At 69.2% G+C, this 21,938-nt stretch carries 19 protein-coding genes and 1 pseudogene; 12 read left to right on the top strand and 8 right to left on the bottom strand.

Features of this window, described 5'->3' with window-relative positions; genetic code table 11:
* From AB0J04_RS40190 to AB0J04_RS40170, 5 genes are all read right to left on the bottom strand, one after another.
* Positions 1-428 (bottom strand): ATP-binding cassette domain-containing protein (locus AB0J04_RS40190; protein ID WP_363173621.1); only part of this gene is annotated, 428 nt, incomplete at its 3' end.
* 26 nt (positions 429-454) lie between these two features.
* Positions 455-1,492, bottom strand: a complete 1,038-nt coding sequence (locus tag AB0J04_RS40185; protein WP_363173620.1) for an ABC transporter ATP-binding protein — start codon at positions 1,490-1,492, stop codon at positions 455-457.
* 48 nt (positions 1,493-1,540) lie between these two features.
* On the bottom strand, positions 1,541-2,521 hold the full coding sequence (locus AB0J04_RS40180; protein ID WP_363173619.1) for an ABC transporter permease: 981 nt from the start codon (positions 2,519-2,521) through the stop codon (positions 1,541-1,543).
* A 102-nt stretch (positions 2,522-2,623) separates the two neighbouring features.
* Complete coding sequence (locus tag AB0J04_RS40175) at positions 2,624-4,384, bottom strand: ABC transporter substrate-binding protein (RefSeq protein ID WP_363173618.1); 1,761 nt, start codon at positions 4,382-4,384, stop codon at positions 2,624-2,626.
* 80 nt (positions 4,385-4,464) lie between these two features.
* Positions 4,465-5,454, bottom strand: a complete 990-nt coding sequence (locus AB0J04_RS40170; protein WP_363173617.1) for an ABC transporter permease — start codon at positions 5,452-5,454, stop codon at positions 4,465-4,467.
* A 602-nt stretch (positions 5,455-6,056) separates the two neighbouring features.
* Between AB0J04_RS40170 and AB0J04_RS40165 the strand changes: the two genes are divergently transcribed.
* The 5 genes from AB0J04_RS40165 to AB0J04_RS40145 all read left to right on the top strand — a co-directional run bounded on the left by AB0J04_RS40165 (position 6,057) and on the right by AB0J04_RS40145 (position 11,891).
* Entirely contained in the window at positions 6,057-7,682 is a 1,626-nt protein-coding gene (locus AB0J04_RS40165) for an ABC transporter substrate-binding protein (protein WP_363173616.1), read from the top strand.
* Between the two features lie 6 nt (positions 7,683-7,688).
* A complete protein-coding gene (locus AB0J04_RS40160) occupies positions 7,689-8,612 on the top strand; it encodes an ABC transporter permease (RefSeq protein ID WP_363173615.1) in 924 nt (307 codons plus the stop codon).
* Positions 8,605-9,585, top strand: a complete 981-nt coding sequence (locus AB0J04_RS40155; protein ID WP_363173614.1) for an ABC transporter permease — start codon at positions 8,605-8,607, stop codon at positions 9,583-9,585. Before AB0J04_RS40160 ends, AB0J04_RS40155 begins: the two co-directional genes overlap by 8 nt.
* Positions 9,586-9,790: 205 nt before the next feature.
* The gene (locus AB0J04_RS40150; RefSeq protein WP_363173613.1) at positions 9,791-10,783 is read left to right on the top strand and encodes an ABC transporter ATP-binding protein; all 993 of its coding nucleotides are present in this window, start codon (positions 9,791-9,793) and stop codon (positions 10,781-10,783) included.
* Positions 10,776-11,891: a dipeptide ABC transporter ATP-binding protein gene (locus tag AB0J04_RS40145; protein WP_363173612.1), complete on the top strand. Its 1,116-nt coding sequence runs from the start codon at positions 10,776-10,778 to the stop codon at positions 11,889-11,891. The genes AB0J04_RS40150 and AB0J04_RS40145 overlap by 8 nt, the downstream gene beginning before the upstream one ends.
* A 117-nt stretch (positions 11,892-12,008) precedes the next feature.
* Here the strand turns inward: AB0J04_RS40145 and AB0J04_RS40140 are convergent, their stop codons facing one another.
* The gene (locus AB0J04_RS40140; RefSeq protein WP_363173611.1) at positions 12,009-14,126 is read right to left on the bottom strand and encodes a prolyl oligopeptidase family serine peptidase; all 2,118 of its coding nucleotides are present in this window, start codon (positions 14,124-14,126) and stop codon (positions 12,009-12,011) included.
* A 180-nt stretch (positions 14,127-14,306) separates the two neighbouring features.
* Between AB0J04_RS40140 and AB0J04_RS40135 the strand changes: the two genes are divergently transcribed.
* Complete coding sequence (locus AB0J04_RS40135; protein ID WP_073498771.1) at positions 14,307-14,501, top strand: hypothetical protein; 195 nt, start codon at positions 14,307-14,309, stop codon at positions 14,499-14,501.
* 62 nt (positions 14,502-14,563) lie between these two features.
* On the top strand, positions 14,564-14,722 hold the full coding sequence (locus tag AB0J04_RS40130; protein WP_363173609.1) for a hypothetical protein: 159 nt from the start codon (positions 14,564-14,566) through the stop codon (positions 14,720-14,722).
* 7 nt (positions 14,723-14,729) lie between these two features.
* Here the strand turns inward: AB0J04_RS40130 and AB0J04_RS40125 are convergent, their stop codons facing one another.
* Both AB0J04_RS40125 and AB0J04_RS40120 read right to left on the bottom strand, forming a co-directional pair.
* A complete protein-coding gene (locus tag AB0J04_RS40125) occupies positions 14,730-14,915 on the bottom strand; it encodes a DUF397 domain-containing protein (RefSeq protein WP_363173608.1) in 186 nt (61 codons plus the stop codon).
* Positions 14,912-15,196: pseudogene (locus AB0J04_RS40120) on the bottom strand (Scr1 family TA system antitoxin-like transcriptional regulator); the annotation flags it as partial. The gene AB0J04_RS40125 and the pseudogene AB0J04_RS40120, both read right to left, overlap by 4 nt.
* A gap of 493 nt (positions 15,197-15,689) precedes the next feature.
* On the opposite strand from AB0J04_RS40120, the gene AB0J04_RS40115 reads away from it, so the two are divergent.
* The 5 genes from AB0J04_RS40115 to AB0J04_RS40095 all read left to right on the top strand — a co-directional run bounded on the left by AB0J04_RS40115 (position 15,690) and on the right by AB0J04_RS40095 (position 21,850).
* On the top strand, positions 15,690-16,559 hold the full coding sequence (locus AB0J04_RS40115) for a helix-turn-helix domain-containing protein (protein WP_363173607.1): 870 nt from the start codon (positions 15,690-15,692) through the stop codon (positions 16,557-16,559).
* A 24-nt stretch (positions 16,560-16,583) separates the two neighbouring features.
* Positions 16,584-17,489 carry a hypothetical protein gene (locus AB0J04_RS40110; RefSeq protein WP_363173606.1) on the top strand — a complete coding sequence of 302 codons (906 nt, stop codon included), beginning with the start codon at positions 16,584-16,586 and terminating at the stop codon, positions 17,487-17,489.
* A 404-nt stretch (positions 17,490-17,893) separates the two neighbouring features.
* Positions 17,894-18,772, top strand: a complete 879-nt coding sequence (gene mshB, locus AB0J04_RS40105; protein ID WP_363173605.1) for an N-acetyl-1-D-myo-inositol-2-amino-2-deoxy-alpha-D-glucopyranoside deacetylase — start codon at positions 17,894-17,896, stop codon at positions 18,770-18,772.
* Positions 18,772-19,182: a DUF6113 family protein gene (locus AB0J04_RS40100; protein ID WP_363173604.1), complete on the top strand. Its 411-nt coding sequence runs from the start codon at positions 18,772-18,774 to the stop codon at positions 19,180-19,182. Before mshB ends, AB0J04_RS40100 begins: the two co-directional genes overlap by 1 nt.
* A gap of 154 nt (positions 19,183-19,336) precedes the next feature.
* Positions 19,337-21,850: a hypothetical protein gene (locus AB0J04_RS40095; protein ID WP_363173603.1), complete on the top strand. Its 2,514-nt coding sequence runs from the start codon at positions 19,337-19,339 to the stop codon at positions 21,848-21,850.
* The last annotated feature ends 88 nt before the right edge of the window (positions 21,851-21,938 follow it).

Here is a 21,938-nt window from a genome sequence, read left to right as displayed (position 1 = left end):
TCCAGCAGCTCGCGCACGCGCGCCTCGCGGCCGCCCGCCGGGTCGATCCCGTTGATCTCCATCGGCCCGGAGACGATCTTGCCGACCGTCTGCCGCGGGTTCAGCGACGCGTACGGGTCCTGGAAGATCATCTGGATCTCGGAGCGGATCGGCGCCAGCTGCCTACGGCCCGCGTGCGCGATGTCCTGCCCGCGGTACGTGATCGTGCCCGCCGTGGGCTCCAGGAGCCGGGTGATCAGCCGGCCCGTCGTGGACTTGCCGCAGCCGGACTCGCCGACCAGGCCCAGGGCCTCGCCCTCGGCGACCTGGAAGTCCAGCCCGTCGACGGCCTGCACGGCGCCGACCGTACGCCGGATCGGGAAGCCGCCCTTGATCGGGAAGTGCTTGGTGAGCCCGGAGACGTCCAGGAGGGGAGTTGTGCTGCTCATGGTGGTGAAATCCCGTCTCTTGTACGTCAGTTCGCGGCGCGGCCGACGAGGTCGGAGAAGTACTCGGCGCGCTGGTCCGAGGTGAGGTGGCAGGCGGAACCCCGGCCGTCCAGGATCTCCAGGAGCGGCCGCTCCGTGGAGCACAGGCCCCCCTCGACCTTCTCGGCGAACGCGCACCGCGGGTGGAAGCGGCAGCCCGACGGCGGGTTCAGCAGCGAGGGCGGCGAACCCGGGATCGGGTTGAGCGGCACGTCCACCGGGTGGTCCAGGCTGGGCATCGAGCTCAGCAGGCCCCAGGTGTAGGGGTGCTGCGGGTCGCGCAGCACCTCCTTCTTCGTCCCGCGCTCCACACACCGGCCGCCGTACATCACCAGCACGTCGTCCGCGATGTCCGCGATGACGCCCAGGTCGTGGGTGATGAAGATGATCGCGGTGCCGAACTCCTGCTGGAGGTCCTTGAGGAGGTCCATGATCTGCGCCTGCACGGTCACGTCGAGGGCCGTGGTCGGCTCGTCGGCGATCAGCAGCTCGGGGTCGCAGACCAGCGCCATGGCGATCATCGCGCGCTGGCGCATACCGCCGGAGAACTGGTGCGGGTAGTCGTCCACCCGGGTCTCCGGCTGGGGGATGCCGACCCGCTTCAGCATCTCGATCGAGCGGGCCCGGGCGTCCTGCTTGGAGCAGCCCGTGTGCTTGCGGTACGTCTCGCCGATCTGCCGGCCGATGGTGTGGTACGGCGACAGCGAGGCGAGCGCGTCCTGGAAGATCATCGCCATCTTGTTGCCGCGGAGCTTCTCCAACTGCTTCTCGGAGGTGGTCAGCAGCTCCTTGTCGTCCAGCAGGATCTCGCCCTCGATCGCCGTGCGGTCGCGGTCGTGCAGACCCAGGATGGCCAGGTTGGTGACCGACTTGCCGGAGCCCGACTCGCCCACGATGCCGAGCGTCTTGCCCTTCAACAGGTCGAAGGAGAGCCCGTCGACGGCCTTGACGATGCCGTCCTCGGTGGAGAAATGGACTTTCAGGTCCCTGACGGAGAGGAAGGGCTGCTGATCGGTGCTCGTCACGGGGACGCTCCTGAGGGGTGATGCGAGAGGTCGGGGGCGGGGCGGAGGTCAGGCGAGCCGGATCCGCGGGTCGATGAGGGCGTAGACGGCGTCCACGATGATGTTGAAGAAGACGATCGCGCCGGCCGCCAGGAGGGTCACGCCGAGCAGCATCGGCAGGTCGCTCTGGTCCACGGACTTCACCGCGAGCCGGCCGATGCCTGGGAGGCTGAAGGTCTGCTCGGTGATGATGGCACCGCCGATCAGCGTGCCGAGGTCGATGCCGAACACCGTGACGATGGGGCCCATCGCGCCGCGCCAGGCGAACCGGAAGAACACGTTCGCCCGGGACAGGCCCTTGGCGCGGGCGGTGCGGACGTAGTCCTCGCTCAGTTGCTCCACGAGCTGCGAGCGGGTCATACGGGTGTAGTTGGCGGTGAAGATGATCGCCAGGACCAGCCAGGGCAGCAGTAGGCCGGAGAACCAGGAGACCGGGTTCTCGCTGAAGGGGGTCCACGACGGCTGGTCGAGCCATCCCAGCTTCGCGACGAAGTAGTACATCGCGATGTAGCCGACGAAGTAGATCTGCAGCGACGAGCCGAGCAGCGACGCCGAACTGGCGAACTTGTCCAGGAACTTGCCCTGCTTGAGGGCCGCGAGCATGCCCGCGCCAACACCGAGGACCAGGAAGACGACGGCCGCGCCGAAGGCGAGCGAGAGGGTCGTCGGCAGGCGGTCCATGATCGTGTCCAAGACCGGCACGTTGTTGGCGAAGGAGTAGCCGAAGCAGGGCGCGTCGCAGTACCCGAAGCCGGCGTAGTCGCGACCGACGAAGACGCCCTTCAGCCAGGACCAGTACTGCACCGGGATGGAGTGGTCGATGCCCAGGTTCTTCCGGATCTGCGCGAGGTTCTCAGGCGTGCAGTTCTTGCCGCAGGACATCATGGCGGGGTCACGCGGCACGGCGTAGAAAAGCCAGAAGGTGATGGCGCTGATGATCAACAGAATGGCCAGCGCGCCGGTGACTCGGCGGACAAGGAAGCGGAACATGAGGCGTGACTTTCCGGACGGGGCGCCGTCGCCGCGGTAAGGAGAGGGGGGTGGGCCGCAGGGGGGTGACCATGGTGACGGCCACCCCCAGGGGGTGTGCGCTTACTTCTTGGCGTAGAGCTTGCAGAGCGCGACGCAGGTGTTGGCGCTGTCCCAGATGACGTTGCCGACCTTGGATCCGTACAGGTAGTTGCGGATCTTGTGGTAGTCCGGGACGACCGCGGCCAGCTCCATGATCATCTTGTCGATGTTGCCCCAGGCCTTGTTGGCCTCCTTCGAGTCCGCGATCTGGGAGGCCGCGTCGATGGCCTTGTTGACGCTCGGGTCGTTCAGCTGGGCGTAGTTGCTGCGGCCGTCGCCGATGTTCTTGCCGCTCCAGCAGGGGTAGAACTGCGAGTAACCGTTCGGCCAGTCCGGGCTCCAGCCGGCCGCGAACAGGTCGAAGTCGTTGTCGATCTTTCCGATCTGGGTGTAGAAGGTCGACTTGTCGACCTGCTTGTTGACGACCTCGAAGCCAGCCGCCTCCAGCGCCTGCTTGATGGCGACGGCGGTCTTCACCGCGGTGTCCGACTGCTGGTAGGCGATGACCAGCTTCTGGCCGACCTTGCCGGCCTCCTTCAGCAGGGCCTTGGCCTTCGCGGGGTCGCCGCCCGGCTTCTTGTCCACGCCGTACAGGTCGAATTTGGTGTAGCCGGGTGTCACCGGGGCGAAGATCGTGGTGGCGATCTCCTGACTGTAGGCACCGCCACCGATGGTCTGCAGCTGCTGGTGCGGCCAGGCGTAGTTGATGGCCTGGCGGACCTTGAGGTCCTTGATGCGGGTCATGTTGATCGGCCAGTAGTAGGTGGCCGTGTCGACCGCGGTGAGGACGCGCTTCTTCAGATCGGCGTTGGTGAGGACCTGGGCGATACGCTCGGGCGCGACCTCGTTGAAGATCGGCACCGCGTACTGGTCGGTACCCTTGTCCGCGATCCAGCGGTCGGTCGACGCCACCAGCTCGTAGCCCATCTGGAAGACGTACTTGTCCGGGTAGGCGTTGCGGATCGAGTCCGTCTTCGGGTCCCAGTGCTCGTTGCGCACGTAGGTCATCGACTTGCCGATGCTACGGCTTTCGATCTTGTACGGGCCGCAGGAGAGCGGGCGCTGGTCGTACTTCTCCTTGGTGTCCTTCTTCTTCGGCACCAGGGAGTAAGCGCGCATCGCGAGCGTGAAGTTGAAGTCGGCGCGGGCTTCCTTCAGACGGAAGGTGATGGTCTTGCCGTCGACCTCGATGGAGTCGAGGCTCTTACCGTCGTACGGGCCCTTGTACTTGTCGCCGCCCACCAGGAAGTCCTGGACGTAGCGCGGACCCTCGGTGACGAAGGTGGCGAAGAGGCGCTCGAAGGTGTGGCGGAGGTCCTCCGAGGAGACCTCGGCACCGTCCTCCCACTTCAGGCCGTCCTTCAGCGTGAAGGTCCAGGTCTTGCCGCCGTCCTTCATGGTGCCGGCGTCGGTCGCGGCGTCGCCGACCAGGGTGGCGTTGCCCTTGGTGTCCAGCTTGTAGCCCGTCAGACCGCGCATGATCGGCACGGTGATGGCGCCCTCGGTCGAGACGTAGATCTGCGCCGGGTCCATGTGGTCCATGTCGAACTGCTGGAGCGAGTAGATCGTCCCGCCCTTGACCGCGCCTGGCACCTCGGCGGCCGGACCGGTGGAGTCGGCCTTGGTGCCGACCGGGATCTCGACGGTCTTGGCCCCGGTGACCTTGGGGGCCTTGTCCTGCGAGGAGCCCCCCTCGTTGCCGCTGCTGCAGGCGCTCAGCACCGAGGTCGACGCTGCGGCGACGCCGGTGGCGATGAGGAAGTTTCTACGCGAGAAGGACATGCTGCCTGCCTTGAAGTGGGAGTGATGAGAGAGAATCCGGCACCCCGGCGTCCTTGCCGTGGTCCTGAAGAGGGCCGGTGTCAGCGCTTGGACTTGGGGTCGAGCGCGTCACGCACCGAGTCGCCGAGCAGGTTGAACGCGAGAACGAAGATCACCATGGACAGGCCCGGGAAGAGCATGAACGTGATGTCCTCGGTGTAGAAACTTGCACCCCGCGCGATCATGACGCCCCAGTCCGGGGTCGGGTCGATCATGCCGACTCCGAGGAAGGCTAGACCCGCCTCAGCGGTGACGTACGCCGGGAGCATCAGCGTGGTCTGGATGATGATGGGCGTCCACAGGTTGGGCAGCAGCTCCTTGAAGACGATACGCCCCGGTGATGCACCCGTGACCTTCGCGGCCTCGACGAACTCCCGTTCACGCAGGCCCAGTACCTGGCCGCGCAGCAGTCGGGCGATGGACGCCCACCCGAAGGCGGCAAGGACAATGATCAGAGCTGTGGCCCGCAGCCAGGTCGGGATCTCCTCGTCGGGGGCGACGAAGAGCCCGAACACGACCGGCATGAAGGCGATGAAGAAGAGCGTGGACGGGAACGACAGCAGGATGTCGATGACCCGACCCACGAGATAGTCCGTCTTGCCGCCGAGGTAGCCCGCGGTGGTGCCGATGACCACACCGAGGACCACTGTGAGCACGGTGGCGGCGAGCGCGATGCCCAGCGAGTTGCGGATGGCGTAGAGCAGGAAGGTGAAGACGTCGCGCCCCAACTGGGGCTCGATGCCGAACCAGAACTCGGAGCTCATGCCACCGTTCGGACCGGCCGGGTAGGAGAAGGGGTTCAGCAACTCGGGGCGCTGGCTGGCGTACGTGGTGTACGGGTCCTTGCCGTAGAGCTTGGCTATCAGCGGAGCGGCGATGGCGATCACGAAGAAGAAGCTCACGATGCACGCGGATATGACGCCCGTGTGGTCCCGCTTGAAGCGGTTCCACGCCAGCCGTCCGGGGGAGCGGCCCTCGCTGCCCTTGTGGGTGGACGGCGTAGGCGACTTCGCGACGCTCTCGTCGGTCACCTCGAGCGGTGCAGCCGCTGATGGAGTTGGGGGGGTCATGGTGCTCCTGGCCCAAGGGAGGGTCTGATGACTCCGCAGGGCACTCCCCTACGGGCTACGCGGGACTTTTTCAACGCAATTCGTTCAAGGTCAATAAATTCTGGTCTCCCTTGGTCCTCTCTTTACCTTCTTTACTCGGCCTTGACCGTACCGTAGCTACGCGTGTAGCGCGCCGTAATCGTTCCGTGTCCAAATTCGGGCTAACTGGGCAAAACGGGCAACAAGTTCGATATGCGGACGCCTCAGTATCGGAATGCGTACATCTTGTGGCCGCAAGCCAACGGTTCGGCATCGGATCCCGGAGACCCGTTGCGCACTGCATCGAAGATCCATTGTGGCCTGCGCGGAAGATCCTTTTCGACCCCCCAGCAGGAACCTGCTGTTGTCAGTAGATGTACTTGCGCCATCCCCCGAATAGCCCCCTGGCGGCCCCCCGTTGGGCGCGGCCCGAGTGCGCTATGCACCCTTTAAGTTGATATTGACCGTTAACGGATCGGTGTTTCGACGTCTCGACGCCGACGGTGGAGCGCTCAGGTAAAGGCGCGGTCAATGAGGAGGCATCCATGCGTGGAGCCACGCACGCCCGATGGACCGCATGCGCGGTGGCGCTGACGCTCGCGGCGACGGCCTGCGGCGGCGGAAACGGCGGTGCCGGTGGCGGCGGTGCGGTACTCAGCGCCTCGTGGTCGGACCCGCAGAACCCGCTGGAGCCGGCCAACACCAACGAGGTCCAGGGCGGAAAGGTCCTCGACATGATCTTCCGCGGCCTGAAGCGGTACGACCCGCAGACCGCCCAGGCGCGGGACATGCTGGCGCAGAGCATCGAGACGCCGGACTCGCAGAACTTCACGATCACCCTCAAGGACGGCTGGACGTTCAGCAATGGCGAGAAAGTGACGTCGAAATCCTTCGTCGACGCCTGGAACTACGGCGCGAGCCTGAAGAACAAGCAGAAGGCCGCCGAGTTCTTCAAGTACATCGACGGCTATGCCGACGTCCACCCGGAGACGGGCGCGCAGAGAGCCGACACCCTCTCGGGGCTGAAGGTCGTCGACGACCGGACGTTCACCGTGCGGCTCAGCCAGAAGTTCTCGTCCTTCCCGGACACCCTCGGCTACGCCGTCTTCGCCCCCCTGCCCCGGGCGTTCTTCGACGACCACGCGGCCTGGCTGAGGAAACCGATCGGCAACGGGCCGTACACCATCGCGTCGTACGCCAGGGGCTCGCAGATGTCCCTCACCAAGTGGGCGGGCTATCCCGGCGAGGACAAGGCGCACAACGACGGGGTGACGCTGAGGGTCTACACCGACCCCAACACCGCCTACACCGACCTCCTGGCCGGCAACCTCGACCTCACCGACGACATCCCCGCCGCTCAGCTCAAGAACGCCCCGAGCGACCTCGGCGGCCGGTACCTCAACCAGCCCGCCGGCATCATCCAGACGATCGCCTTCCCCTACTACGACAAGGAGTGGGGCAAGGCCGGCTTGGACAAGGTCCGCAAGGGGCTGTCCATGGCCATCGACCGCGACCGGATCACCGAGACGATCTATCGCAAGACGCGGGTCCCGGCCACGGACTGGACCTCGCCGGTCCTCGGTGTGAAGGGCGGAGACAAGAGGGGGCTGTGCGGAGAGTGGTGCACCTATGACCCCGTGCGGGCCAAGAAGCTGATCCAGGAGGGCGGGGGACTGCCCGGCGGACGCGTGAGGATCGCATACAACGCGGACTCCGGATCGCACAAACAGTGGGTCGACGCGGTCTGCAACTCCATCAACAACGTCCTGGGCGACGACAGGGCCTGTGCCAGCAGCCCGGTCGGCACCTTCGCCGACTACCGCGACAAGACCACCCGACAGAAGCTGAGCGGACCCTTCCGGGCGGGCTGGCAGATGGACTACCCACTCATCCAGAACTTCCTGCAGCCGCTCTACTACACGAACGCCCCCTCCAACGACGGCAAGTGGTCCAACAAGGAGTTCGACAGGCTCGTCGACCAGGCCAACGCCGAGACCGACACCGCCAAGGCCGTCGCACTGTTCCAGAAGGCCGAGGAGGTCGTCCGGGACGACATGGCCGCCATCCCGCTCTGGTACCAGAACGGCACCGGCGGCTACGCGGAACGCCTCTCCGACGTCCGGCTCAACCCGTTCTCCGTGCCGGTCTACACCGACATCAAGGTCGGCTGACCCGCCATGGGACGGTACGTCGTCCGGCGGCTGCTGCAGATGATCCCGGTGTTCATCGGGGCGACGCTGCTGATCTTCCTGATGGTGAACGTGATGGGCGACCCCGTCGCGGGCCTGTGCGGCGAACGGGCGTGCGACCCGGCGACGACCGCCCAGCTGAAGAAGGAGTTCGGCCTCGACCGGCCGGTCTGGCAGCAGTACCTCACCTACATGGGGAACGTCTTCAGCGGAGACTTCGGTACGGCGTTCAACGGCCAGCCGGTCACCGAGCTGATGTCGACGGCGTTCCCGGTCACCGTCCGGCTGACGATCGTCGCGATCCTCATCGAGATCGTCGTCGGCATCACCCTGGGCGTGATCACGGGTCTGCGCCGGGGCCGCCCCGTCGACAACGGCGTCCTGCTGGGCACGCTCGTCGTGATCTCCGTCCCCACCTTCGTCACCGGTCTGCTGCTGCAACTGCTGCTCGGCGTGGAGTGGGGCTGGATCAAACCGTCGGTCTCCTCGGCGGCCGCCTTCGACGAGCTGATCGTGCCGGGCCTGGTGCTGGCCTCCGTCTCGCTGGCCTACGTCACCCGGCTGACCCGTACCTCGATCGCCGAGAACAAGCGCTCCGACTACGTCCGCACGGCCGTCGCCAAGGGCCTGCCCCGCCGTCGGGTCGTGGTCCGGCACCTGCTGCGCAACTCCCTCATCCCCGTCGTCACCTTCATCGGCGCGGACATCGGCTTCCTGATGGGCGGCGCGATCGTCACCGAGCGCATCTTCAACATCCACGGCGTCGGCTACCAGCTCTACCAGGGGATTCTGCGGCAGAACACCCAGACCGTGGTCGGCTTCGTCACCGTCCTCGTCCTGGTCTTCCTGGTCACCAACCTGCTCGTCGACCTGCTGTACGCCGTACTCGACCCGAGGATCCGCTATGCCTGAACTGGAGCCCGAGGGGGACATCGCCGCGACCGGCGTGGGCGTCGCGACGGACCTCGCGAGGAGCGGGGCGCCGCCTCTGGAGAAGGCCGTCGGAGGGAGGGAGGACATCGCCACGGAGGTCTCGGGCAAACCCCGCTCCCTCTGGTCCGACGCCTGGCACGACCTGCGCCGCAACCCGGTCTTCATCGCCTCCGCCCTGGTCATCCTCTTCCTGGTCCTCATCTCCCTGTGGCCCTCGGCCATCACCTGGGAGAGCCCCCTCAGGTGCAACCTGTCCAAGGCCCAGGAGGGCTCCCAGCCCGGCCACCCCTTCGGCTTCGACGGCCAGGGCTGCGACGTCTACACCCGCACCGTCTACGGCGCCCGGACGTCCGTCACGGTCGGCGCCCTGGCCACGCTCGGCGTCGCCCTGTTCGGCAGCGTGCTGGGCGGTCTCGCCGGGTTCTTCGGCGGGGCGGGGGACTCGATCCTGTCCCGGATCACCGACATCTTCTTCGCCATCCCGGTCGTCCTCGGCGGCCTCGTCCTCCTCTCCGTGGTGACCAGCAATACGGTCTGGCCGGTCATCGGGTTCATGGTGCTGCTCGGCTGGCCCCAGATCTCCCGGATCGCCCGCGGCTCGGTGATCACCGCCAAACAGAACGACTACGTCCAGGCCGCCCGCGCCCTGGGCGCCTCCAACTCCCGCCTGCTGCTGCGCCACATCACCCCGAACGCGGTCGCCCCGGTGATCGTGGTCGCGACCATCGCCCTCGGCACGTACATCGCGCTGGAGGCGACCCTGTCCTACCTCGGCGTCGGTCTGAAGCCGCCCACCGTCTCCTGGGGCATCGACATCTCCGCCGCCTCCCCGTACATCCGCAACGCCCCCCACGCCCTGCTCTGGCCCTCAGGCGCCCTGGCCCTCACGGTTCTGGCCTTCATCATGCTCGGCGACGCGGTACGCGACGCCCTCGACCCGAGGCTGAGGTGACGGACGCATGCGATTGCACGTACGTGATGCGAGGACGGGGTTCCGACCCCGGTCGGGGCAGCGGCTGCGGACCGCCTGCCGACCGGCTGCCAGGCGGATGCGGAGGCAGGGCTCCGGCCCCCGGTCGGCCGCCGCGCCCGGCGCGGGGGCGTGTTCGGCGACGTCGGCGGGCGACGCCCTCGACCCGAGGCTGAGGTGACGGCGGATGTTGCTCGAAGTGCGTGATCTGCATGTGGAGTTCCGTACCCGGGACGGGGTCGCCCGGGCCGTCAACGGCGTCAGCTACGGCGTGGACGCGGGCGAGACGCTCGCCGTGCTCGGTGAGTCCGGGTCCGGGAAGTCCGTCACCGCGCAGGCGGTCATGGGCATCCTCGACATGCCGCCCGGGCGGATCACCGGCGGCGAGATCCTCTTCCAGGGCCGGGACCTGCTGCGGCTCAAGGAGGAGGAGCGCAGGAAGGTCCGCGGCGCCGAGATGGCGATGATCTTCCAGGACGCCCTGTCGTCCCTGAACCCCGTGCTGTCGGTCGGCGACCAGCTCGGCGAGATGTTCACCGTGCACCGCGGGATGTCGCGAAAGGACGCGCGGGCCAAGGCCGTCGAGCTGATGGACCACGTACGCATCCCGGCCGCCCGGGAGCGGGTCAAGGACTACCCGCACCAGTTCTCCGGCGGCATGCGCCAGCGCATCATGATCGCGATGGCGCTCGCGCTCGAACCGGCGCTCATCATCGCCGACGAACCCACCACCGCCCTCGACGTCACGGTCCAGGCCCAGGTCATGGACCTGCTCGCGGAGTTGCAGCGCGAGTACCGCATGGGGCTCATCCTCATCACCCACGACCTCGGCGTGGTCGCCGACGTCGCCGACCGCATCGCCGTCATGTACGCCGGCCGGATCGTCGAGTCGGCCCCCGTCCACGACATCTACAAGGCCCCGGCCCACCCCTACACCCGCGGCCTGCTCGACTCCATCCCGCGCCTGGACCAGAAGGGTCGGGAGCTCTACGCGATCAAGGGCCTGCCGCCCAACCTCATGAACATCCCGCCGGGCTGCGCCTTCAACCCGCGCTGCCCGATGGCCCAGGACGTCTGCCGCACGGACGTGCCCCCGCTCTTCGAGGTCGACGACTCGGACGCGGACCGGACGGACCGCACCAGCGCCTGCCACTTCTGGAGGGAGTGCCTCCATGGCTAGTACCTCGGCCGCCGAGCCGATCCTCGAAGTCAGCGGGCTGGTCAAGCACTACCCGCTCACCCAGGGCATCCTGTTCAGGAAGCAGGTCGGTGCGGTGAAGGCCGTCGACGGCGTCGACTTCACCCTCCACCGCGGCGAGACCCTCGGCATCGTCGGGGAGTCCGGCTGCGGCAAGTCCACGGTCGCCAGGATGCTGGTCAACCTGGAGAAGCCGACGGCGGGGCAGATCCGCTACAAGGGCGAGGATCTGACCCGCCTGTCCGGCAAGGCCCTGCGCACGGTCCGCCGCAACATCCAGATGGTGTTCCAGGACCCGTACACATCCCTCAACCCCCGCATGACCGTCGGCGACATCATCGGGGAGCCGTACGAGATCCACCCCGAGGCGGCCCCCAAGGGCGACCGGCGCCGAAAGGTCCAGGACCTCCTGGACGTCGTCGGCCTCAACCCCGAGTACGTCAACCGCTACCCGCACCAGTTCTCCGGCGGACAGCGCCAGCGCGTCGGCATCGCGCGCGGCCTCGCCCTGCGCCCGGAGGTGATCGTCGCCGACGAGCCGGTCTCCGCGCTGGACGTGTCGGTCCAGGCCCAGGTGATCAACCTGCTGGACCGCCTGCAGAGCGAGTTCGACCTGTCGTGCCTCTTCATCGCCCACGACCTCTCGATCGTCCGCCACATCTCGGACCGGGTCGGGGTCATGTACCTCGGCCGGATCGTGGAGATCGGCCGCGACGCCGAGATCTACGATCACCCCACCCACCCGTACACCCAGGCCCTGCTGTCCGCGGTCCCGGTGCCGGACCCTCAGGCGCGGGAGCACCGGGAGCGGATCATCCTGGCGGGCGACGTCCCGTCCCCGACGGACATCCCCTCCGGCTGCCGCTTCCGCACCCGCTGCTGGAAGGCGCGGGAGCGCTGCGCGCAGGAGGTGCCGGCGCTGGCGGTCCCCGCGGAGTTCCGGCTCGCGACGGGCCCCGCCGTCCACGACTCGGCGTGCCACTTCGCGGAGGAGAAACAGATGGTCCCACCGGAGGACGATCATGGTGAGGGGATGCCACAGGACGCCAAACGCACACCAACCGCGTTAACACACAGGCAACTTGGCTGACCCGATTCCGATATACGGACGCGCCAGTCTGAACAGCGTACGGCCGTGCGGGTGCCGTAAACGGGCCGGGAGCGCCATGTCTCCCGGCCCGTTGCCCTCTCTTTCGCGCCTTGCCGATCAGCCGAGTCCCAGAGCGCGCCGCAGGAAGTCCACCTGGAGCAGCAGCAGGTTCTCCGCGACCTGTTCCTGCGGGGTCATGTGCGTGACGCCCGACAGCGGCAGCACCTCGTGCGGCCGGCCGGCGGACAGCAGCGCCGAGGACAGCCGCAGGGCGTGCGCGACGACCACGTTGTCGTCGGCCAGCCCGTGGACGATCATCAGCGGGCGGTGCGGCTCGGCGGGGGCGGAGAGCCCCTCGTCGGTGATGAGCGAGCTCTTCGCGTACGCCTCCGGGGAGGTGGCCGGGTCGCCGAGGTACCGCTCGGTGTAGTGGGTGTCGTAGAGCCGCCAGTCGGTCACCGGGGCGCCCGCGATGCCCGCGTGGAAGACGTCGGGGCGGCGCAGCACCGCGAGGGCGGCGAGCCAGCCGCCGTAGGACCAGCCGCGGATCGCCACCCGGGAGAGGTCGAGGGGGTGGCGCTCGGCCAGATCCTGGAGCGCGTCGATCTGGTCGTCGAGGCTGACCGTGAGGTCGTGGTGGATCGCCTTCTCCCAGCCGGGGGAGCGCCCCGGGGTGCCCCGCCCGTCGGCGACGACCACCGCGAAGCCCTGGTCGGCGAACCACTGCGAGGTCAGGTGGGCGTTGTGCGCGGCGAGTACCCGGGGCCCGTGCGGACCGCCGTAGGGGTCCAGCAGAACCGGGAGGGGGGAGTCGCCGTGGTAGTCCGAAGGCATAAGCAGGGCGCACGGGACGCGTCGTGCGCCCCCCTCGGTGAGCTGCACGCGAGGGGACAGCCCCGGATCCTGCGCATATGACCGGACGATCCCCGTCGGCTTCCCGTCCTTCAGCACCCGCGCCACGCTGCCCGGCCGGTCCGGCACCGCCGACACCACGACGGTCACGTTCCCCGCGCGCACCGCCGAGTGCACACCGGGCTCCTCGGAGAGACGCTCGACGCCCAGCTCGTTGACGCGGTAGACATGCACCTCGCCGATTTCCGGCGCGGCCGCGTCCTCCCCGGCCGAGGCGGCGACCAGTACGTCGTCGGTGGTGACGTCCAGCACCGCCCGCACGTGCAACTGGGCTCCCGTCAGCGGACGTTCGCCGACCGCGAGGACCCGGGCGCCGCCCTCGTCGGCGATCCGGACCAGCTGTCCCGAGGGGCTCCAGCAGGGCACTCCAGGGAAAAGATCCAGCCAAATCCGATCTTCGTCCGCGTGCACCATCCGGGTCGTCCCGGAGTCGGTGTCCACGGCCAGGAACAGCTGACTTCGCTGATCGCGCGCCTGTACGAGCAGCAGCGGCGCCCCCGCCCCTGACCAGTGCACTCGTGCCAGATACGGGTAACGTGCCCGGTCCCAGACGACCTCCGTGCGCACTCCGTCGAGCCCGAAGAGGAACAGCCGGACGTCCGCGTTGGGCGTCCCGGCTGCCGGATAAGGCACGTGTTGTGGGTCACGTTTCGGCTGCGCCGGATCGGAGATCCACCACCGCTCCACGGGCGTGTCGTCCACCCGCGCCACCAGCAGCCGATCCGACTCCGGAGCCCACCAGAACCCGCGCGAGCGTCCCATCTCCTCGGCCGCGACGAACTCGGCCAATCCATAGGAAACCGTCTCCGCTTCCGGCTCCGCGACCGCCCGGTCCCGCGCACCCTCGGCGTCGACCACCCGCAGGGCCCCTCCGACGACGTACGCGACGAGCCGGCCGTCGGGGGAGGGGCGGGGGTCGATCACCGGTTTGGGGACCGGCAGTTCGGTGGCCGTCCCGGCCCGCAGCTCGGCCGTGAAAAGCCGCCCTGACAACGCGAAAGAGGCCAGTTCGACGGCCTCGTCGGTGGCGTAGCCGACGATCCCGGCGCCGCCCTCACGGCTGCGTTCGCGACGCGCCCGTTCCGCCGGGGAGAGGTCCTCCGCGGTGCCCCCGAGCAGGACGGGCGGGTCCGCGGCCAGGCGTTCCGTGCCGTCCGTCGGGTCGAGGACCCACAGCGCGCCCGCACGGTCCGTGCCGGAGCCGGAACGCAGGAACACCACCCGGGAGCCGTCGGGAGCCACCGTGAACGAACGCGGCGCGCCCAGGGTGAAACGCTGGGTGCGCGCGTGCCTGCGGGGGAAGGAGTCGGACTCGGTCGTCATGGGCCGACCATATTGGCCATGCGCCCCCTTGTGCGGCCGTGCGCCGAGAGATGCGCACGCACTGATAGTTATGATCACTAGCGCACTGTGGGTATGAACCTGCTGGCAGTTGTATGGACTTACAAATTACCTCGCTCTGTTTTTGCCCCCACGTTCCCGGGTTCTTGGAGGTGAGCCGCCGTGGCACTCTCGATTTCGGCGGTGGTGCTGCTGGCGATCATCGTCTTCTTGTTGATCAAGAAGTCAGGACTGAAGGGCGGTCACGCTGTCGTCTGCATCCTGCTCGGCTTCTATCTCGCGTCCTCGACGATCGCACCCACGATCAGCGATCTGACCACGAGCGTGGCGAGCATGATCGGCAGCATCAAGTTCTGACGGGCGTCGGTGTGAAGGCTCCGGTGGGCGACTGACCGGAGCTCGCCCTCGACATCACATGGATGAAGGACCCCGCCCTCGACGACGCCGACAGCGGTCTGTCGCCCGAGGCGATCGCCGAGGAGATCGTCCGCGACCTCCAGGCCGCTCTGAACGAGTTCACGGCCATCGCCCGCTCCCTGGGCGGCGAGGTCGACGTACCGGAGGCCGAGGTCGAGTAGCCCCCGCTCAGCCCTGGGACGCGTACGGCACGAAGTCGGCCCAGGCCTTCGGCGAGAGCTGGAGGCGGGGGCTGGCGGTGTGCTTGGAGTCACGTACGTGGACCGTGGCTGGGGTGGTGGCGATCTCGATGCAGGAGTCGCCGTCGGGACCGTCGCTGTAGCTGCTCTTGAACCACACCAGGTCCTGCATCATGTTTCTCCCAGCAGTTGCTCGATAAAGGCCAGCGACTCCCGAGGCGGAAGAGCCTGAGCCCGGATGGTGCCGTACCTCAGCTCAAGGATCCGTAGGTGTTTCGGATCTGAGATCAGTCGGCCGTTGTATGCGCCGTCGGAGCGGCCCACCGCTGTGCCGTCCGCGAACCCCAGCACATCGATCCTTCCGCTCATCCCGGGGTGGGCCTCGGACGCTGTCGGCATCACCTGAAGCCTGACGTTCGGCAACCGCTTCACCTCCAGCAGATGTTCGAGCTGTCGCGGCTGCGCGGTGGGCGGTTCCGGCGGACACTCCTCGTGGTCGACCAGTTCGAGGGGGTCGTCACCCTGGCCTCGTGAATCCCAACTCCAGTCGGAGCGGGACAATTTCGCTCCGCCAGCGCTCCACCCACTCGTCGAGCAAGCCGTCCCGGACGGTGTACGTGCGCAGTTGAGTGGTCTTCGGCATGGCAGACATCCTCCCCGAGCGGCGAACCCCGTGCATCACCGAAACCGGAACCTGGAAACCCATGCTTCGGTCCGAGTGGCGCTCTTTCCAAGACACATGACGACGAGAAAGAACCTCACCAAGCCCCACCCCTCCCGCCCGCCGCGCAAACTCACTCCCGCGGGTGAATGTGCCAACTCAGGTGGATTCGGGCTGGGTTGTCTGCCCTACGCTCGGCGCAACACCACCGCAGACATGCGACGGCCCCCGCCGGGACGGCAATCCCAATGCGAGGGCCTGACCACCGAGGAAGGCTCAAACTTCCTGATGGATACAGAAAACCCTAGCGCGCCCCCGTGCGCCGAGTCCCGCATCCCGGGCAAAAACCACCCCCACGCGGCAGGACTCACCCACGAGAACGCCCGCCACACCGAACGCTTCACCGTGATCGGCAACCACCTCGCCCAGCACCGGGAGCTGTCACTGCTGGCGATCGGCCTGGCCGTGCACCTCCAGTCGCTGCCCAAGGGCGTCCGCGTCGACATCAAGACCCTCGCTGCCCGCTTTCCCGAGGGCGCGACCCGGATCGCCGCCGCCCTGCGCGAACTGGAGACCCACGGCTACCTGCGCCGCGAACGCAGACGCAGCCCCGACGGCCGCGTCACCACCCGCACGATCTCCTGCAACCGCCCCGGCCACCACGACCGCGGCCACCCCGACCGCCGCCCGGCAGCAGACCACGCAGCCGACCAAGCCCCCAGGAAGCGCCCGGCCACGCCCCGCAAGGCACTCCCCCCGGTGCCGAAACCGGCGTACGCCCACCCCGCCCTCCTCCAGACGGCCACCGACCTCCTCGCCGGCCTCCGCCGCCACGACCCCCGCCTCCTCCTCTCCGCCACCGACACCGAGCACCTCGCACCCGGCGTGGCCGCCTGGCTGGAACGCGAGATCACCCCCACAGCCGTACGCCACGCCCTCACCGCAGACCTCCCGGACGACCCCCTACGCCGCCCGGCCGCCCTCCTCGCCCACCGCCTCACCGCCCAACTCCCGCCCCTGCCCCCCTACCGGGCCCCGGCCACCCCACCGGACCCCCGCCACCCCCTCCGAAACTGCGACGGCTGCGACCGCGGCATCCGATCGCCCGAGCCGGGCGCACGGTGCCGCGACTGCACGGAGCAGTCGGCGGCGCTCTGAAGACCCCACAAGCAAAGGAACCGCATGGTCAACGCGTCCCACGAGGCGATGCACCGCATCTTCCAGGAGTGTCCCAGCCTCTTCTCCGGTGTCTCCAAGGTCCTCGGCCTACCGTTCGTCCAGCCCGCATCCGTGACCGTCCTGCCGACCGATCTCACCGAGATTCAGCCCGTTGAACGCCGAGTCGACACGCTGCTGCGTTTTGACGGCCACGAGCCGATGCTCCTCGCCGTCGAGGCGCAAAGCGCGAAGGATTCGAACAAGCCTGCCAGCTGGGCCTACTACCTGTCCTTCCTCTATACGAAGTACAAGATTCCGCCTCTGCTGCTGGTCGTATGCCAGGACCGGGCCACAGCGGAGTGGGCCACCCAGCCCGTGGCCATTGGTCCGCGGTGGTGGCCCGTCCTTACCCTGCGCCCGGTCGTGGCCGGTCCGCACAACATGCCTGTCATCACCGATCCGGACGAAGCGGGTGCCGACCTGGCGCTCGCGGCTCTGTCCGCCATCACCCACGCGAAGCATTCGGACATCGGTGGGATACTGAAGGCCCTGTCCACCGCTCTGCGGGACGTGCCCGAAATCGTCGCCGACCCCATTGTCGAACTCACCGCACAAGGCCTGGACAGTGTGCGTCAGGCCGCACAATTCTGGAGGAACCTGGTGGCCGTGGACCTTTCCTTCTACAAGTCGTCCATCTCCGAAGAGATCCGGGACGAGGGCCGCGCTCAGGGCCGCGCTCAGGGCCGCGCTCAGGGCCAGGCGGAGGCCATCCTGCTCGTCCTGGAGCAGCGCGGCTTCGACGTGCCGGACGAGGTCCGCGAACGTGTCACCGACTGTGACGACCGGGACCTCCTGCGCCAATGGCTCTCCCGTGCTGTCACGGTCGCCTCCGCCGAAGACGTCTTCACGGAGCCGCACGGCGAGGCCTGAGCCCGGCCGGGAGCCGTCGCGCCCGCGCCGATGCCAGGCCCGGCGGCTCCCCACCCGGACGGATGTGATCCGGAACCCGGCCGAAGGACCGGAAGCCGTCGGCTACCTCCGGGCGGCCTCTTACGTTCTTCCAAGGGCGCACCTCGCTGAACGAGAAGACCCTTCGCAGTCGCTATCTGGAAATCACGAAACGGCGCAACAAGATCGCGCACGACGCAGACCTGATCGACGGCGATCTCAAGCAGCGCCGCCCCATCGACGAGGCCGCCGTGAACGACGCCATCGACTGGATCGAGCGCATTGCGCTCGCCATCGCCCATGTGCTCGATGAGCAGGAGTGAGCAGGAGCGGCGGCCGGGCCGGGAGGTGGGCCGGTGGCGTCGGCCGCCTCGTAAGGTGGCCCCATGACGGAACTGCCCGGCCGGCGTCTGTTGCTGGTGCACGCGCACCCGGACGACGAGTCGATCAACAACGGCGCGACCATGGCGCGGTACGCGGCCGAGGGCGCTCACGTGACCCTGGTCACCTGCACCCTCGGCGAGCGCGGCGAGGTCATCCCGCCGGAGCTGCGGCATCTGACCGGCGCCGCGCTGGGGGAGCGCCGGCGGCGTGAACTCGCCGCCGCCATGGCCGAACTCGGCGTGCGGGACTTCCGCCTGCTCGGCGGCGCCGGCCGCTACGGCGACTCCGGGATGATGGGCCTACCCGACAACGACGACCCCGCCTGCTTCTGGCAGGCCGACGTCGACGAAGCCGCCGCGTCCCTCGCCGAGGTGATCCTCGAGGTGTGCCCCCAGGTGCTCGTCACCTACGACGAACACGGCGGCTACGGCCACCCCGACCACATCCAGGCCCACCGCGTCGCCATGCGGGCGGTGGAGCTGGCCGAGGACGCCGGGTGGCGCGTCCCGAAGGTGTACTGGAACCGCGTCCCGCGCTCCGTCGCCGAGGCCGCCTTCGCACGGCTGCGGGAAGAGCTTGCGGAGCTGCCCTTCGCCGAGAGCGCCGCCGTCGCCGACGTACCGGGTGTCGTGGACGACGACCGCGTCACCGCCGAGATCGAGGCCACCGCCGCGTACGCGAGCGCCAAGGCGGCCGCGATGCGCGCGCACGCCACCCAGATCGAGGTCGCCCCCGACGAGCGGTTCTTCGCCCTGTCGAACGAACTCGCCCAGCCACTCTTCGCCACCGAGTACTACGAACTCGTCCTCGGCGAGTCCGCGGACGAGGCGGACAAGAGGGCGACCGACCTGTTCGCCGGTATCGACGCGGAGGTGGCCTGATGTCCGACCGTGGCTCGATGCTCGCCCAGCCGCTCCAGATGCCCCCCGCCGGACGAGCCGTCGCCTACGTGGGACTTCTGCTGCTCGGCGCGGTCACCGGAGTCGCCGGAGCGCTCGTCCAGGCCGCCTGGTTCCCGGGCGGACTGCTCCTCGCGCTCGTCGGCGCGGCCGGGCTGTTCATCGGCGGGGCGCGGGCCCTCGACAGCCGCGCCGGAGCCGTCGCGCCGGCCGCCGGCTGGATGATCTCCGTCATCCTGAGCACCGCGGGCCGTCCCGAGGGCGATTTCCTGTTCGGCGCGGGAGGCGGCTCCTACCTCTTCCTGCTCGGCGGCATGGCACTTGCTGTGATCTGCGCCACCATTGGTTTGGGGCGGCAACCGGTCGGCGACGACGTCCGACTTGGCAAGTGACGTACCACTTCACCCTGGCGTACCGGTGGGAGTCCCGTGTGGGTTTCCCTGACGGTCGTGGGATACGGGCCAGAAGTGGCCAGTATGGTGGTGCGCGCCGCCGAGCTGCCCGTGAGGCCGCGGCGGGCGGCGGAGCCAACCTGGAGAACCTGCCTTGAGTCGTGAAACTGACAGTCCGTCCTCCGGGCCCAACGGGCGCGGCGGAGCCGCATACCCCTCGGGCACGCCGCCGTACGGCACCCCTGTGGTGTCCGACGGCGGTACGGACGCGGGCCGTTCGGCCGCGCGGCCGGAGGAACGCAAGACCGAGACCACGCTGACGACCCGGATCCGCATCAACATCCCCGGATCGCGGCCCATTCCGCCGGTCGTCGTGCGCACCCCCGTGGCCGACGCCGAGAGCACGGGCGACGACAGCCCCGGCCCGGGCGGCAACCCCCGAGCCGACACCGGCGCCGACGCGGCGCCGACGGCAGCTGCGGGCGCCGCCGGCTCGGACTCGTCGGAGACCGGCTCGTTCAGGCTGCCCGGCGAACCCGCGCCCTCCGCGGAGGAGAAGAAAAGCGACTGGTTCGCGCCTCGCAAGTCCTCGGCGGGCAAGGGCGGTCAGGGCGGCGGTTCCACCAACGGGGCCGGAATCCCCGGCGGTTCGGCCGCCGGGGCGGGTGCGCCGTCCGCGAGCGGCCCGGCCGCCGGAACCGCGGCCGGTTCGGGTGCCGGCGCGTCCGGTGGCGCGCGGCCGGGCGCCGGGCGTCCCGGCGGCGTGGTCGGCTCCATGAGCATGTCGGGCGGTCCCCGCCCCGGCGGCACCAACGGTGCGGGGCTCCCCGGCGGAGCCACCGGTGGTCCCGTGGCCCCGGGGCACGGCGGCGGCACCGGCTCCTTCGACGTGACCGAGGCGCTGGCCGCAGGCCCGCTCGGCAACGGCTCCCGCCCGGGCCGGACACCGGGTCAGGGCCAGGGTCAGGGCCGTCAGGGGCAGCAAGGCCCCGGCCAGCCCCAGGGGCCGGGTCAGGGCCAGGGCGGCGGCGGTCCCGCCGAACCGCGCCGTGACAACCTGCCGTACTTCTCCGACACCGCCCAGAACGGCCGGCCGGGCCAGAACGGCCAGAACGGCCAGAACGGCCAGTACGGCCAGAACGGCCAGTACGGCCCGAACGGGCAGGGCGGCGGCCCGCAGGGCCAGAGCGGTCCGAACGGCCTGCCCGGCTACGGCGGCTCCTACGACTTCAACGGTCCGGACGGGCCCGGCGGCCCCGGCGGCCGAGGCGGCCCCCAGGGCGGCCCCCAGGGCGGCCCCGCGGGCCCGACCGGCGGCCCGGTCACCGGCGACGGCCCGATGGTGCCCCCGATGGCCGGCGCCCCCGCCGCGACCCGCCCGCCCGGCGGCCCGCGTTCCGCCGGTCCCGGAGCCGGTCCCGGCGCCGCCCCCGGCACCGGTCGTCTCCCCGGCGGCGGTCTGAGCGACGACACCGCGATCCTCACCCCGCAGAAGCCCGCCCCCGAACCGGCCGCGGGCGGCTACGGCGGACGGCCCGTCGACAACGTCTCCGGGCACACCGTCACCAGCGGCATCCCCGTCGTGCCCGCCGGGGGCCGGCCCGGGCCGGGCGGATCCGTCCCGCCGGGCCCCGCACGCACCGACGGGCCCGGCACCCCGCCGCACGGGTCGGAGCAGGTCAGGCCGAGCCCGGCCGCGGGCGACTCCAAGAAGAAGAAAAAGAAGAAGGGCCGCAGCAAGGCCCCCCTGCTGGGCGGCCTGGTGGTCGTCGCGGGGATCGGCCTCTACGGCGCCGGCCTGCTGATGAACCACTCCGACGTGCCCAAGGGCACCACCGTGTACGGCGTGGACATCGGCGGCGGCACCCGCGACGACGCCGTGAAGAAGCTCGACGACGCCTTCGAGAAGCGGGCCGTCGCGGCGCTGAAGCTGTCCGTCGACGGCACCACCGTCACCCTCAAGCCGGACCAGGCGGGCCTGCAGTTCGACGTGTCGGCCACGGTCGACGCCGCCGCCAAGAGCGACTACAACCCGGTCTCCGTGATCGGCTCGCTGTTCGGGCAGCACCGTGAGGTCGAGCCCCAGCTGCCGGTCGACGAGGAGAAGCTCCAGGCGGCTCTGACGACCGCCGCGGGCGGCTCCGGCTCGGCCGCCGAGGGCACGATCAAGTTCGAGTCCGGCAAGGCCGTCGCCGTCTACGGCAAGGCGGGCAAGGGCATCGACGCGGCGAAGGCCGCGGATTCCGTCGTGGCGGCCTACCGCGCCCAGGTCGAGACGGGCACGACCACCCCGGTCAAGGTCCCGACCACGGCCAAGCAGCCGACGATCACCGACGCCGAGGTCGACCGGATGATGAAGGAGTTCGCCGAACCGGCGATGTCCGACAGGGTCACGGTCGAGACCGACCCGCTGCACTCCGTGCCGATGAGCCCCAAGAACTCCCTGTGGAAGTTCCTCGGGGTCAAGGCCGTTGACGGCAAGCTGGTGGAGAGCTACGACCAGGCCGCCCTGAAGGAGCTGTACGGGAACGCCTTCGACGGCGTCCTGATCACCCGCGGCACCGGCCAGAAGACCGCCGTCACCGTCCAGGACGTCATCAGCGCGCTGCGCCCGGCCCTGATCAGCAAGACGGACCGGACCGGGATCATCGACACCGACCCGAGCTAGTGCCGCGGCAGGCAACGTTCGCCCCGTCGCGACGCCCGGCACGCACTCTCGCCGCACCGGCCGAAAGCCCAAGTACGTCCAGTACGAG

The organism is Streptomyces sp. NPDC050263, assembly GCF_040655955.1.
Lineage (GTDB): Bacteria > Actinomycetota > Actinomycetes > Streptomycetales > Streptomycetaceae > Streptomyces.
The sequence above is the reverse complement of the archived record's forward strand: the minus strand, read 5'-3'. Positions and strand labels throughout refer to the sequence as shown.

Coding starts and splice junctions, on each gene's coding strand:
- AB0J04_RS40165 (WP_363173616.1), top strand. CDS start 6,057: ATGCGTGGAGCCACGCACGCCCGATGGACCGCATGCGCGGTGGCGCTG.
- AB0J04_RS40125 (WP_363173608.1), bottom strand. CDS start 14,915: ATGATGCAGGACCTGGTGTGGTTCAAGAGCAGCTACAGCGACGGTCCC.
- AB0J04_RS40180 (WP_363173619.1), bottom strand. CDS start 2,521: ATGTTCCGCTTCCTTGTCCGCCGAGTCACCGGCGCGCTGGCCATTCTG.
- AB0J04_RS40155 (WP_363173614.1), top strand. CDS start 8,605: ATGCCTGAACTGGAGCCCGAGGGGGACATCGCCGCGACCGGCGTGGGC.
- AB0J04_RS40145 (WP_363173612.1), top strand. CDS start 10,776: ATGGCTAGTACCTCGGCCGCCGAGCCGATCCTCGAAGTCAGCGGGCTG.
- AB0J04_RS40175 (WP_363173618.1), bottom strand. CDS start 4,384: ATGTCCTTCTCGCGTAGAAACTTCCTCATCGCCACCGGCGTCGCCGCA.
- AB0J04_RS40115 (WP_363173607.1), top strand. CDS start 15,690: ATGGATACAGAAAACCCTAGCGCGCCCCCGTGCGCCGAGTCCCGCATC.
- mshB (WP_363173605.1), top strand. CDS start 17,894: ATGACGGAACTGCCCGGCCGGCGTCTGTTGCTGGTGCACGCGCACCCG.
- AB0J04_RS40160 (WP_363173615.1), top strand. CDS start 7,689: ATGGGACGGTACGTCGTCCGGCGGCTGCTGCAGATGATCCCGGTGTTC.
- AB0J04_RS40130 (WP_363173609.1), top strand. CDS start 14,564: ATGAAGGACCCCGCCCTCGACGACGCCGACAGCGGTCTGTCGCCCGAG.
- AB0J04_RS40100 (WP_363173604.1), top strand. CDS start 18,772: ATGTCCGACCGTGGCTCGATGCTCGCCCAGCCGCTCCAGATGCCCCCC.
- AB0J04_RS40140 (WP_363173611.1), bottom strand. CDS start 14,126: ATGACGACCGAGTCCGACTCCTTCCCCCGCAGGCACGCGCGCACCCAG.
- AB0J04_RS40150 (WP_363173613.1), top strand. CDS start 9,791: ATGTTGCTCGAAGTGCGTGATCTGCATGTGGAGTTCCGTACCCGGGAC.
- AB0J04_RS40110 (WP_363173606.1), top strand. CDS start 16,584: ATGGTCAACGCGTCCCACGAGGCGATGCACCGCATCTTCCAGGAGTGT.